The organism is Caballeronia sp. LZ033, from assembly GCF_031451265.1.
Taxonomy (GTDB): Bacteria; Pseudomonadota; Gammaproteobacteria; order Burkholderiales; family Burkholderiaceae; genus Caballeronia.
In genome coordinates this window covers 334,569-348,513 of sequence record NZ_JARUXQ010000003.1, presented here as the reverse complement: position 1 = coordinate 348,513, position 13,945 = coordinate 334,569, and the positions used below count along the sequence as shown (strand labels likewise).

At 61.5% G+C, this 13,945-nt stretch carries 6 protein-coding genes; 1 reads left to right on the top strand and 5 read right to left on the bottom strand.

What is annotated here, in order from left to right; translation table 11 throughout:
* Positions 1-19: 19 nt before the first annotated feature.
* The 4 genes from QCE62_RS22880 to QCE62_RS22865 all read right to left on the bottom strand — a co-directional run bounded on the left by QCE62_RS22880 (position 20) and on the right by QCE62_RS22865 (position 4,670).
* Positions 20-1,546, bottom strand: coding sequence for an ATP-binding cassette domain-containing protein (locus QCE62_RS22880; RefSeq protein ID WP_309923482.1), 1,527 nt, complete (start codon positions 1,544-1,546; stop codon positions 20-22).
* The gene (locus QCE62_RS22875) at positions 1,543-2,469 is read right to left on the bottom strand and encodes a branched-chain amino acid ABC transporter permease (RefSeq protein ID WP_309923480.1); all 927 of its coding nucleotides are present in this window, start codon (positions 2,467-2,469) and stop codon (positions 1,543-1,545) included. Before QCE62_RS22875 ends, QCE62_RS22880 begins: the two co-directional genes overlap by 4 nt.
* Before the next feature lie 2 nt (positions 2,470-2,471).
* Positions 2,472-3,347: a branched-chain amino acid ABC transporter permease gene (locus QCE62_RS22870; protein WP_309923477.1), complete on the bottom strand. Its 876-nt coding sequence runs from the start codon at positions 3,345-3,347 to the stop codon at positions 2,472-2,474.
* Positions 3,348-3,446: 99 nt separating this feature from the next.
* A complete protein-coding gene (locus tag QCE62_RS22865) occupies positions 3,447-4,670 on the bottom strand; it encodes an ABC transporter substrate-binding protein (protein WP_309923475.1) in 1,224 nt (407 codons plus the stop codon).
* Between the two features lie 37 nt (positions 4,671-4,707).
* On the opposite strand from QCE62_RS22865, the gene QCE62_RS22860 reads away from it, so the two are divergent.
* Positions 4,708-4,863: a hypothetical protein gene (locus tag QCE62_RS22860; RefSeq protein WP_309923473.1), complete on the top strand. Its 156-nt coding sequence runs from the start codon at positions 4,708-4,710 to the stop codon at positions 4,861-4,863.
* A gap of 105 nt (positions 4,864-4,968) precedes the next feature.
* On the opposite strand, the gene QCE62_RS22855 is transcribed toward QCE62_RS22860, so the two are convergent.
* Positions 4,969-13,944, bottom strand: coding sequence for a hypothetical protein (locus QCE62_RS22855; RefSeq protein WP_309923471.1), 8,976 nt, complete (start codon positions 13,942-13,944; stop codon positions 4,969-4,971).
* Position 13,945: the final 1 nt, after the last annotated feature.

Here is a 13,945-nt window from a genome sequence, read left to right as displayed (position 1 = left end):
GTTGAAGATGCGCGACGCATCAAGCCTTCGCTCGCACGCCAGGCGCAATGCTGGAAGGAATAGCTTCGAGAAAGCCGTGCCCCATCTCCTTCTCGAAGCGAGCGGGGCTGCCTTCCCAGATAATGGACGCGTGTTCGAGCACATAGACACGGTCCGCGTGCGGCAATGCAAACGTGACGTTCTGCTCGCCGAGCAGCACGGTAATCGGCGTTGTCTTCTGCAATAACTCCATCGCTTTCGACAACTGCTCGAGTATCACCGGTGCGAGGCCAAGCGTGGGTTCGTCGAGAACAAGAAGTCTGGGCTGCATCATCAGCGCGCGCGCGATGGCGAGCATCTGCTGTTCGCCACCCGACAGCGTACGCGCGGTCTGAGCCTGACGCGCCCGCAGTATGGGAAACAGTTCGAATAGCCATTCGAGCTGATCCGCGCGTACCTTGTCGGCGAGATGATAACCGCCAAGATCAAGGTTTTCGCGCACCGTCATGTCGCCGAATAACTCACGTGTTTCAGGACACTGGACAATGCCAGCACGCGCGATCGCCGCGCCGCTCATGCCTTTCAGGTCCTGCGTGCCATAGCGTATCGTTCCCTGGTACGGCACCAGTCCCGAGATGGCATTGAACAAGGTTGTCTTGCCCGCGCCGTTCAATCCAACTACTGAGACGAACTCGCCCTCGCGCACATGCAAGTTCACGCTGTCGAGGGCGCGCGCCTTGCCGTATAGCACGCCCACATTCTCCACCCGAAGAATCTCGGGCCTGCTGTTCGCCACCTGCGTGACGCGCTCGCGTGCCTCGATCTTGCCGCCGAGATAGACGCGCCGCACCGTCTCGTTGCGCATCACCTCGTCCGCCGTGCCTTCGGCCACGTATTCGCCGAGATACATCGCGAGTACCCGGTCCGCGAGCGCCGCCAGACTCTTTACGTTGTGATCGACCAGCAACACCGCGCGCCCCTCCGCGCGGAAGCCGCGAATCAGTTCAGAAAACGTTTCGGACTCGGCGGCAGTGAGACCGGCAAAGGGTTCGTCGACGAGCACGACTCGCGGATCGCGTGCGATCGCCTTCGCCATTTCCATGCGCCGCAGATCCGCGAACGGCAAGGTAGCCGGATGCCGATGCATTACGCCGCCGAGGCCCACGCGTTCAGCAATCTCGCGCGCGCATCGGTTGACATGCGGATCGGCCGCAAGCTTCACGAGCGAATCGGGCAACAGCGCCAGCTTGATATGTTCCAGCACGGTCTGGCGATGCAACGGCCGCGAATGCTGGAACACGATGCCCACGCCCGCGCGCGCAATGCGATGCGGCAGCCAGCCGGCCATCTCCACACCATTGACCTTGATGGAGCCCGCATTGGGTCGCTCGATGCCCATGATGAGCTTCATGACCGTCGACTTGCCGGAGCCGTTCGGTCCAATCAGGCCAAGAATCTCCCCCGGCCGGATTTCGAAGCTGATGTCCTTTACCGCGACCAGACCGCCGAAGCGCTTGGTCAGTCCGTGCACGGCAAGCAGAGGCGCGCGGTTCTCGTCGTCGATCATTCGCGTTCCCTCACGCGCAGGAGGTTGCCGAGCAGGCCATCGGGAAAGAACAGGATGACCGCCAGCGCCACGGCCGCGACCACGAACGTATTGATCTGGCCGAGTGGCCTCAGGAACTCGCCCGCGACGATCAGGAAGATCGAGCCCAGCACCGCGCCGAGAATGGTGCGCCTGCCGCCGAGCACGGCCGCGATGATGATCTGCACGCCAATGCCGATATCGACCACGGTGCTGACCGAAGCCGTGCCCTGATAGAACACGAGCATCGCGCCCGCGACGCCCGAGAACACCGCGCTGATGCAGAAGGCTGCGAGCTTGTGCTTGACGACGTTGAAACCGAGCGCCTGCGCGCCGACCGTGTCCTGACCGCTTGCCTGCAGGATCAGCCCGATGGCCGAGCGCGACAGTCCGAACAGGATGATCGCGCAGACGATCAGGAAGGCGAGCGCGATCCAGTAGTTAGTGCTGGCATCGACGGACATTACGTCCGGCACCATCATGCCGATCTCACCGCCTGTGATGCCCGCGAAGATCACGATGGCGTTTTGCAGCAGGAGCACCGCCACCAGAGTGACGAGACCGAAGTACGGACCGCGCAGGCGCAGCGCGGGCACGGCTAGAAGCAGACCGCCAATCAGTGCAACGAGACCGCCGGCGATCACGCAGATGGCAATGGGCGCTGCGACATGCGCGTTGAGGATCGCCGCTGAATAGGCGCCGAGGCCGATCAGGAAAGTTGGTCCGAAGTTGACTTCGCCCGCAAAGCCGAACAACAGGTCCCATGACATCGCGAAGACGCCGAAGTAGTACGCCACCGTCAGCACGCCGAGGATATAACCGGTGAGCCACCACGGCAGCGTCGCGGCGATCACCGCAAGCACAACGGCGACGACAATCAGACGCGAGCCTCCGAAAATCTTCATGATCAGCGTCGCCCGAGAAAGCCCTGCGGCCGCACGTACACGACCAGCACGAGCAACAGCAGCGCGGGCAAGGGACGCAATGTCGGCGCGATCAGATACGCGGTCACGGTCTCCAGATAACCGACGACATAAGCCGCCAGCAACGAGCCGGACACACTGCCGAGGCCGCCCAGCACGACGATGGAAAACGCGCTCGCCGTGAGTTGCCCGGCGTTGTTCGTGCTGACGCCGAGAAAGGACGCCAGCAGCACGCCGGCCACGCCCGCGAGCACGCCATACAGCGTCCAGGCCAGCAGATAGATGCGCGACAGTTCGAAGCCGAGCAGCGTGAGCCCGCGCGGATTCATCGACGCCGCGAGCAGCGCCTTGCCCCCCTTCGTGCGGTTCACGAAAAGCCACAGCAGACCGATCACGACCCAGCACACCACGGCGATCATGATCTCGTTATAGGGCACGCGCACGCCCGCCAGACTCGCGACGCCGGGAATCAGCGGGCGCATCGTGACGGGGTTGTCGGAGAACAGCCAGGCCATGCCTTGCTGAATCATGATGCCCCACAGCAGCGTGCCGGTAAGCACGAAGATTTCCTTCTCCTCGCGCGGAATCGCGCTGGAGCGCTGAATGGGCCGCACCACCATGAAGTATGTGATGTAGGCGGCAATCATCCCGCAAAGCACGCCCAGCAGCGTGCCGAGATACGTGCCGAGGCCGGCCTCGCCCGCCAGCGCCCAGCCGAGCAGCGCGGAGATGAGCATGACGCCGCCGTGCGCGAGATTCAGCACGCCCGAGACGCCGAAGATCAGCGTGAAGCCGAGCGCGCCGAGTGCATAGAGCGAACTGATCGCGAAACCGTCGATGAGGATCTGCAGCGCAAGCATAGGCGGTCCTTGTCGGATCGATGTTCAGGTGGAACCGGTCCCCGCGAAAGACCCAAAAAAGCGGACGTGCATGCTCGTGCCCGCCCGCTCGGGAGGACGTCAGTTCGCTGCTGCCTGCACCTTGACGAAGGCAGGGAACTTGACCTTGGCGTTCGCTACCGACTTCGGCCAGATCGCGACCTGCTTGCCGTTCTGCCATTGCAGGTTGATGCCGGTGATATACCCTTCGCCGTACTTCAGCGCGTGCGTGAACTGATCGTTCTTGCCATAGAACTGCCAGCGTCCGATTGTGCCCACATAGTCGGTCTTCTCAAGTGCATCGACCATCTTGTCCGGGTCCGTCGAACCTTGATTGCGGTGAATGGCATCAGCGATGATGTACACGAGGTCATAGCTCGTGAAGCCGTCATAAGCCGGCGACACGCCGCCGAAATGCTTCTGGTACGAGTCCACGAAGGGAACGGTCTTCGGCGTCATGGCGACGCCCGGCGCCGCCGCTGATGCGGTAATCACGCCTTCCGTCGCGCCATTGGTGTCCTTCCAGAAGCTCGTCGTGGTAGCTTGCGAGCTTTGTCCGGTCATCGGGATCGGCACCTGCTGGTCATGCCATTGCACGGTAGGCTGCACGCCCACGTGACTGATGCCCGTGGTGATCGTGTCGGGATGCTTCGCTTCGATCTGGTTGAAGATCGGCGTGAAGTCCGAGGTGTCCGGATTGAAGCGGATATGGTCCAGCACCTTGAGCCCGGCTTTCGGCAGGCATTCGAGGAAGCGTTCGTCGAGCGGTTTGGTCCAGGCCGCGTCTTCGCTCATCACCACCGTCGTCTTCATCTTGAACTCGCCCACCAGCACATCGTGCGAGAAATCGCAGATGGACTGCGCGATGAATGCCGACGTCATCCAGCCGTGGAAGGTGTACTTGTAATTGTTGTAATCATCGTGGACGCGTTTCGAGATCTCGTTGCTCGCGGCGCCCGGCGTGATGAAGGGCATCTTCAGGCGCGCGGACCACGGCTCCATCGCGAGCGCCACTTCGCTGATATAGCTGCCGATGATCGCCACCACTTTGTCCTGACTGGCCGCGCGCTGAAAGGCACGCACGCCGTCCGAGGCCGACGAGTGGTCATCGTAGGCAATGATCTGGATCTGCCTGCCGTCCACGCCGCCATGGGCATTGATCTCTTCCGCCGCGAGCTGCGCGGCCTTGCTGATGGAAGCGCCCGCGACCGCGGACTCCTCGCTGATGACGCCGATCCTGATCGGCTCCCCCGCTGCATGCGCGCCCGGCGACATGCCCAGGCCCGCTCCAATCAATGCGCTCATGGCAGCTGCGGCACGGGATCCCCGCCACGTCTTGATCGTGGACATCATCAGCCTCCTGTCGACCGGAATCGCGGACGATGCCGGTTGCCGCGCGAAGCGCGTTGTTTTCGATTTGTGGAGCGACGCAAGCCAGACACCTACAGCAATCAAGGATTTGCCGATGAACAGTAACACCGTGAAGTGCAGCGAATGAATCAGTGATAACGAGGAAGAGGGAAGCGCGCACAAATGAGGCGCCACGCGGGCGATCTGGTTTTGCGATGCAGCAAATCCGGATTCATGGCGGGGTCGCGACCTGTCACCAGGGCCATATAAGCGCGTTCTCCCGGCTCGGCCCATGTTCCAGAACGTAATCCAGGTCGTCCAGCAAGTTCCGGAAGTCAACGGGCCGCTTGCGGATCTTTTCAAGCCCGAGCACGACAAAGCTGTAACTATCGGGATTGTCCTTCATCGCGGGCGAAATCGAATCTCTCACGTGACGCAGGACATCTTCCACTTCAGACTTGTCGCCATAGGCCTCTTGCACCCTCGCCACGTCCAGGCGGCCGCCGGCGTCCTTGAACTTGTACGTGACCGCAAAGGGCGCGAAGCTCTCGGCGGCGTACGGAAGCATCCACCTCACCATTCCATCGTATTTCGGCAGCGTCGCCACCTGATCGAGCGGCAGGTCGACCATGTTCCCAGCGGCATCGCTGGTTCTCAGAAAGCCCGCTGCGTTGCTGACCAATCGCTCAAGATGATAACCGCGACTGCCGGTCTGAACATACATGTCAATGTGGGTATCGTTCACCATATGGAAGCTCTCATGAAGCATGGTTCGCGCAAAAGCTTGTGGATACGCTTGATGATGATGGTCCTGCAACAGCTGCACTCCGTCGGAATAGACATTCATCATATAAGGCTGACGCTCTCCGAAATCGATTGCGGAACTTGTAGTTCTTTTGCCGTACCACGAGATACGGACAACTTGCGGCGCTGTGTAGCCTTCGCCAGCCGGGACCGACATGACCGATGCGCTAACCTCTTCATCTTTGATCCTGTAAAAAACGTCCTTCGAGCTTCGCAAGCGCCTGAGCGCAGCAAGGGAGTTCTGCATTCTCGATTCCAGTTCAGTCTTCAATGCGGGCGAATGCTGTCCCATGAACATGTCCAGGAGTCTGTCCACCGAAGCGCGCTCAGCCGGGTCCCGGAGGACTTTCAGGCCAACGGTCAGCGATTCCCGTGCCGACTTTCGTCCGGCGCGCACGTTGCCTCTGAGCACGCGCGCACGCACCTGGCTCAAGCCTCGCTCCGTCAGCAGGATAGCCTTGCTTTCGGAGGCGTCACGCGCCGCGCCAAGCATCGGCGCCTGCCGCCATCCATCGGCGGTGTAGGAGACGAGAGGCCCGGGCCGGGTCCAGTCGTCTGGATAAACGAGGCGAAACTGTTTCAGCTTTTGATCGAAGACAAATCCATATTTCTTCCCACCGGATTTCATAACATACTTCCACGGAGCAACCTGATCGATTTGCTCCCTGACGATGGAAAGGCCCACGTCCGCATCTGGAGCAAGCTGGCCGCGCGACGGACCCGCCGCGAGGTCCGCCCCCAACCGGTTGCCACGCAGATCCGCTCGCAGATACTCGCCTGCTGGAACCTGCTTCAACGACAGCTGGAAAGCGTCGCTCAATGGAGTGAAAGCGAGGCTGTTTGCCGCCGCGGGAACAAGCGCACCCGGATTGCGAACGAAAGCGAGATTTCCTGGTCCTGCGACGTTGCTCCACTTCACGGGTTTGACGCGGAAGGACGAAGAAAATGTTGGAAGCGGAACGGGGCTGAAGGCTTCAATCAACATCCGGGTTAGCAGGAGAAACGAGGTCCGGAAAAATTCAGGAAGCGTCGGGGATACCTTGAGGGCGACATAGTTGTAAAGCCCCCGGCCTCTCAAACCGTATCGCAAGCCTTGCAGGACCACCTTTTCGAAGCCGACTTTCGCTCCTGCGCTGACCATCCCTGCCCCCCAGGGAATAACCGCAATGGCGACTGCCATGACGTCTGACAATACTTGTTCAACCCTGACGCTGTGCTCCGGATCAAGCGCCAAGCCATGCCCGGTGTCCCAAAAAGGCACAAGACTGGCATAAAGCTGCCACAGTTCCGGTGCGTAAAACGACGCTTTCAAACCCTGTTTCAACGTAACGAGATGTTTACGGGTAAGCCGAACCAACTCCGGCACCAGCCCCGTTTCTGCACGCAACGGCACAGCGCTCCCAGCTTCCAGCTGGTTCTCGGGTATGTCGATGCCGATGTCCCATACTGCCCAGCTTGCTGAACATCCGTACCCGTCGCCGATATACGGAAGTTCGTACCAGTATGGAAGCATCGCCATCTCTTCGTAGGTTTGAAGCTCGCAGGTGTCACGCGGATCACCCAGCCCGTCGCCATGGTAACGCGTCAGCATCCACTTGCCGCTCTTCAGCTTGATCAGGAGGTCGCTTGTGCCTTCGACGGCGTTATCAACGAAATAGGATTGCCTGATCGAATAAAAGTCGTCGATCTGCAATGGCACTTTCAGCAGCGTGAAATTCGCGATCCATGCGGCCTCGTAGTCGAGCGAACCGCTTTTCTCATATTCGACGAACTGCTGATAATAGGCGGCATCTCCGTTTGTCAATGTATTCGGCTTGATCTGCGACAGCGAGAAGAATTCTTCCGGACGCTTGGGAACGTACAGCGGATTGAACTTTCTCGATGCCGCTTCGAACTCATCGAGAATCGCTCCCACCAGCATGACATCGATGGAAGCGGGCTCGTCCCCCGTCTTCACAAGATGGTAGAGCGTCGCGGCTATGGCGCGTGTGCCTTCCGCGCGCTCTTCGTCTTCGACATCCTTCATGCAGGTATTGATCAGTTTGTCGGCCAGTTCTTGCGCGGCGACGATGTCGCGATAGTCCCCGCGCCAGGTAAAAGTGCGCTGCCCGGAAGGCACCGACGACAGCTTTCCTATCAAGGCCGCATATTCGTCCATGCTGGAGAACTGCTGCTGGAGATAGAGACGGGCAGCGTCGATGACGTGCAACTGTTCGCTCTCGCTGTTTTGCGAGAACTCAAGGATCATCTCGTACGTGAGTTCCGCTATCAGATCGCTGTACATGAGCCCATACCGCCAGTGACGGCCTGTCGGCGGCTGGGATTTCAGTGCTTCGAGCGCTACCCTTTCTCTTTCGAAGCCAAGCGCAACGCCTTCGACGAAGCGGTTCTCGGAATAAAGATCGGTCAGTGCATCCTGGTCGAGCACAAGCTTTTCGATCTCGTCGTGAAGCGCGTTGACACGCGCTTGTTCCTTCTGCCAATAAATGCGCGTGACTTTCTTCTTGTTCCAGTTGTTGACCGCGGTCGCTCTCATTATGCTGCCTATGGCCATCTCGATCCCGATGGCGGCCATCGTCTCTTCCCACTCAGCCGACCCGAATTGCGCATCCACCGTCTTTTTCTGCGCGGCCAGATCCGCCTTCGCGACGCGCAATCTCTCTGCTTGCTCACTGACTTGTTCAGGCGTCAGGCCGCGCACGGCGCAGGACTCGGTGAAATCGGGATCGGAAAGCGCATCCTGATCTGCCTGGAAGAGCGGCCAGTAGCGTTTGATGGTCTCGGCATCCCACGTCTGTTTGAGTTTGCTCATGTCGGGGGCGGGCACGGTCGTTCTCAAGCTGCCTGAGGAGTCCGAGATCGACTTGAGGTAGGCAACCTGGTATTTCAAACCGAGTGCCCGACGGAATTCGCCGCTCGCGGGCTTCAGGTAACTGCCATGGAACGCATGATCCGCCGCGTTATCGAGCAGTTCGATTGTCTGCGACCAGGTATGCGGTCCAATGCCGCCGACGGCGACTTCCAGCGATGCACTGAATCCATGGAACGTGCCGACTTCGAGAAGATCCTGCAGGCCGAGGGAAGCTACACTGCCGCCATAGAGCTGCCATTGGCCGTCCGAGATGATCACGACACAGGACGCGCGCCCCGATGAATCGCCGAAGATGATCCCCATCTGCGGCGACAGCAGCATGAACAGCCAATAGCGACCATTCACGCTGATAGAAAGCTGTCCCGACTCTGCATACACGACGCCTTCACGACCCATGCCAACGCCATCGTGATGAAGCGCATGCGCCGTATCGAACGTGTCGATGATCCGCGTCAGTTCGCCACTGACCGAAGGGAGCGCGCCAAAGCCTGAAGCGATATCTTCCTTGTCCCGAACGAGCTCAAGTTTGCCGCTGGCTCCCGTGCTGAAGAGCCCCCAGCCCCGACCCGCGACATAACCTGCAATATTGGAATCCGCGACCCGCATCACCGTCTCGGGAGCCCCATCCGCGAATGCCCTCGGATCGAGATCGACTCTCCAGCACCGATGCAGTCTGCCTCCGACACGCAGATACCGCCCCCAGTCCAGCATGGCATAGAGACCCGGAGATACCGGCGCCAATTGCGAGAGATCGGGCGTTTGCGGCGCGGCGGATGCGGCCGCCAACAGTAGCCCGAGCGCCCTTGACGCCCCGACGCGCTCTTCTGCCCAGTACCCGTCAACCCCATTGTTCAATATCGAATGCCAGGCTCCGCTTGTGTCCTGACCGGCAAGCAACGGAGCCGACGTCGCGGTCGCCAGGTCAACGTCGAGCCGCCATACGAGGGTCAGAATTTCCTCCGGGAAATAGTTGACCCGCTCGGTTCCGACTTCACTGCATCGATACAGGCTGTCGTCGATCCGCAGGTACTTTGCTTCTGAGCCTGCTTTGCGATACATGCCCGGGGGTTCGTCGGCCACCCATGCCGACGTCCACGGCTCTCCAGCGAGCGTGGCCTGCGCTCGCGCAACGAGGTCCGGAGAGAACGCAAGCTTGGCCGGCAGATGCTCCGGCTTGACGACCCTCGCAAACCTCCACAAGCTGCCCGGCTCCTCGCGCTTGAGATACAGGAACGGTCCCGCCGTCTGCTTCTCCTGCGTCACTCGAAGCAGGTTCTCGTGCAGCACCACGGCCGGCCAGAAACTGCCGTTTGCATAGAGATAGGTGCCGTCCCAGTCTGTATAGACCTGGCCCTCCCAACCGGCGGCTTGCTCGGCATATTTGAAGGATTCTTCAGCGTCCCATCGCCTGAGCGTGGCGCCAACATCTTTACCGAGACGGCTTGTGCCTGGTGGAACGACAGCGGCTTGCGCGAATGTGGCGCCAAGCGCGAGAAACCATGCGCCGCCGTCGAGCCTCCTGATGTCGAGGAATGTCTCCGGTTTGTTCACGGGATGGATCGTCGCTTCGTGATAGGCGCCTTGCTTGCCGTCATAAGTGTAGGGCCAGTAACGACCCGACACGAACAGATAGGCCCTCACTCCCGCAGCGTCCCAATACACACCGTCCATATGCATGGCGCCGAAGTCTCCTCTGCGTGGCATATAGCTGTCTTTAGCATCGAAGCGCAGCGATACTTCCGCACTCAAATCGGGATCGATCTTCGCATTCCTCGGCAGCGGCCATGGCGGGATCGAGGATTTGCCGCGCGCGGGGGGCGCGCTTCGCCGTCCGCGTCCGGCGAGTTCGACGGCCTGCATGGCGAATGGCGCATCCACGACGATCTCAAAGTCGCGCTCCGTCAGCAGACGTCCCGCATCCAGGTCGTCCGGGGCCACCAACGCCTCCGGGCGACGGCTCTGCCACGCGCTGAACGAGGCCCAGCCAATCATGCCGAGCGACGCACTGCCGAGCACCGCGAGCGCCGTCAGTTCGCCACGCGTCGGACGCCAACCCGCGTGTTCGTCGCGTACAGCATCGGGGACGGCATCCGGAATGGGTTCGGGGTCGAGCATGGGCTGTTCGATGTCCACCGCGGTCTGCTTCCCGACCCCCTCAACCCTCTCTGACGCCGGCGCGCCTTCCATCACCAGCGCTTCGCTTTCGGCCTGTCCGCTGGCGCTGCCGTCATTGGCCCGGCGTGACGGCTCAGGCACCGCGCCCCTGCGAAACGCCCTCCAGACATAGACGGAGGTCAGGAGCAGCAGGAATGCGCCCGAGAGGCCGACCGCCCAGCCCAACCTGCCGCCCGACTGCGCCCTCTCACCGGACGCGATGACGAAATCGCGCAGCCTGATCTGCCCGTCTTCAGTCCAGTATTCGAGGTTGTTGGATATGAATGCGTCGGGAGAATCGTGATGATCTGCGTTGATGTCCAGAACGGCGTCGGCCGCTTCGGTCGGCAGCGGGGCCGCTGTCGGGTTCGCTGTCAGCGTGGTCGAGAACCAGCGGGACAACAGCCCTCCGCCTGGCAGCTTGGCGAGGCGCGGCCTCACCCACCATCGGCCCATGACCCGCACCAGTGGAGGACCTGCCGCGCGATCATTGACACGCTCTCCGGACACGACCGCATAGGCACGCTCGTCGCTGTCCCAGTGCACGAGAAAAAGCCGGCCATCGTCGACGACATAACGGTGTGCCCCGCTCATCACAAAGCCGTCCTGATCCTCCTCTCCCGCGATTGCACACCGCTGTGCCAGTTGCGGAGGAATGACCGACAAACGCATGGCATCGTCATTGCCCGCGGAAGGTTCCACGAACACTTCGCCTGACAACGATGCGAGGGTCTGTTGGAGCGCATTCGCCAGCAAGGCTTCCGTGCCTTCTTCAAGCTTCTGCCTGAGCCGCCGTATCGACGGCGTGTCATCGTCGGCAAGGGCGCCGCACACGGCGGCGGCCCAATCGAACCAGTTGCGGGCCTTCGATGGTTCGACATGAATCCGTGCGCGCACGGCGCAGAGGTCGGGAACCAGCGGCAGCAGTTGCGCAAGCGAAGTCATGCCGCGCCAGCCCAGCAAACGAAGATGTTCGACGTCGCGCTGCAGACTCCGGAGGGATGCATCCCGGCCCGGCGGCTCCGAAGTCGCCAGCCGATGCAGCGACCAGGTCAGGCGTACCAGCAAGAACGCATCGAAGAGCGATCGCTGGGCGGAGTCCTTGCAATAGTCCTGCAACAGGGCCGTCCAGTCCCACTGTTCCGAATACAGCGAGAAATGCCGGACCGCCATGGCGGCATGACCCAGACCTTCGGCCGTCGCTCCGGGAAGGAGACGGAGCATCGCAAAACGGCCGCTTGACACATCCTCGTTGATATCGCTTGCGACGATCCTGATGAAGTCATCCGCGGTCGCCATCCAGTCCTCTTGCGGCCGGACCCGGTGTACCCATGAACTTACCTGCTTGATGAACGGGCCGCCCGGAACGTAACACAAGGCAACCGAAGACAGCGCGGAGCCGATGGTTCGCCAGTGCTCCCGCATTGCCGCCATCAAGCCGCCTGACCAGCGCGCTTGCGACCCTCCCTTCATGATTCGGTGCAGGATGTCGAGCCACTTCTGGAAATCTTCATCCGCGATGATCTCGCCCAACAACCCGGCCCGCAAAAATTCCGGGGCGTTCAGCAGCGCCCGGACATCCGGTCCGGAAAGCTCCGAGACAAGCCAGCTGGCGCGTTCGACCACTGAGGCTTCAGCCGGAAACGCGTTCACGCGCAGCAGCAACGCCCGGCTCAGGCTCACCACCGGCGTGAGGCGAGCGGGCAGAAGCTTCAACGCCGAATCGGTGAGCCGGTCGCTTTGAAGCGCCGTGAAAATCCAGTTCAGTTGTTCGCTCAACGGCCCCGCACGCGGGAAAGCCGGGCAGTGCGCGTCCTCGCTGGCCCGCAGCACGTCGCCAAGCTGGCGCCCGAGCGCCGACAGCGGTTCCATGAAGGGCGGCAGCCACGGCGGCGCATCGCCCTCCCGGAACGCTCGCCCCAGGTAGTCGGACAAGGTCGCGTCCCCGGGAAGCTCGGTCAGCGTCTGGATTTGTCGAGTCAACCATCCGACGGCGCGGACAATGCCGTCCACTTGCGCCATCGCGCCGTCGGGCAATGAAGATTCCAAGGCGGGCAAAAGCCGTTCGATCCGGTGCACGACGGATGCAACGCGCCCTGTCACCTCGCGTAGACCGGACGCTTGTGTGGGAGACGCAAGCTCCGCCACGACGTCCATCACTTCAGTCAGGCGCTTGAAGACTTCCTGCACCGAAACAGGACAGCCGGCCAGACCGCTGCACGCGAACTCCTCCATGAGGCAGCGCAGGGCTTGCAGTTTGCCTTGCCAGGGGAGGTCATTGCGGTAGATGGCCGAGAACGCCCGAAAAAACTCGCTCGCGGCTGCGCCTGTCCGCAACACGCCAGTCAATGCGTCGATGGCCGGATGGAACCGCTCTGCCAGGAACGCCCGCAAGACGCGGTCATCCACGCGGGCGATATAGTCGGCCAGACATATCAAACGCAACTCGAAGTTCGTCGAGTCAGACAAGATCGCGCAAACCTTGTCATAGCCCACGCGGAAGGCATCGAGTTGCTGCTTGATCGTGGTGAGCGCGTCGACGTCATCGGACGCGTTACTCTCCAGCCAGCCGCCGACCGCCGCGAAAATCTCCTGCCAGCTCCTGCTTTGACTGACCTGCTCGAAGGCGAGATACGCGCGCTCCGTCTCCGTCCGGCAGAACGTCAGCGCGTCGCTGCCCTCACGGCGCGCGTTGAGCCGACGTGCAAGGACGGGAGGCAACTGCCCGGCCAGTTCATCGCAGACCGCATCGAGTCCGAGGCGCGAGCCGCCCGCCTCGTGCAAGACCTGCTCGGGCGTCGACTGCAACAGACGGCGCAATTCACGGACGGCCTTTCCATACTGAACCACACGTCTTAACGTGCCGAGCCTGCGCTGAACAGCGGAAGGCAACCGGTGCGCATGGAGGTCGAGCACGTCGATGCAGTCTTCGGCCCTTTGCATCCAGGGGCGTCGTGGATCATCGAGCGCTTGCAGGGCGGCCAGCACCCGCCGGGAGGCTTGCCAGAGATGCACAGCATCTTCCAGGCTCTGCATCATGCCTTTCATGCGCGGCCCGATGGAAGGCGGCAGCCATTCGTCGAATGACGCCGAGAGCCGCGCGGCTTGAAGCAGCTGCTGATCCCACGGCGCGTTGCTCTTCCTGATTTCCGCCAGTTGCTCCAGCGTGCGATTGGCGACGAACGCCTGCCGGAATACCCCTCCCGCAAGTTTTATCACCGTGGGGACGAGCAAGCGTTCCAGCATGCCCGCCAGCGCAGCTTCAGGCTTCTCGCTGGCGCCCGCCGCCACGGGCTCGCATGCGTCCTCTTCCCCGTGTTCGATGATCCACGCATTCGAGGATCGGGTTTGCCCTGACGGCCTGCGATTGCGCAGTACGTTTGCTTCTGAAGCGAGCATC

Coding starts and splice junctions, on each gene's coding strand:
- QCE62_RS22880 (WP_309923482.1), bottom strand. CDS start 1,546: ATGATCGACGACGAGAACCGCGCGCCTCTGCTTGCCGTGCACGGACTG.
- QCE62_RS22875 (WP_309923480.1), bottom strand. CDS start 2,469: ATGAAGATTTTCGGAGGCTCGCGTCTGATTGTCGTCGCCGTTGTGCTT.
- QCE62_RS22870 (WP_309923477.1), bottom strand. CDS start 3,347: ATGCTTGCGCTGCAGATCCTCATCGACGGTTTCGCGATCAGTTCGCTC.
- QCE62_RS22865 (WP_309923475.1), bottom strand. CDS start 4,670: ATGAGCGCATTGATTGGAGCGGGCCTGGGCATGTCGCCGGGCGCGCAT.
- QCE62_RS22855 (WP_309923471.1), bottom strand. CDS start 13,944: ATGCTCGCTTCAGAAGCAAACGTACTGCGCAATCGCAGGCCGTCAGGG.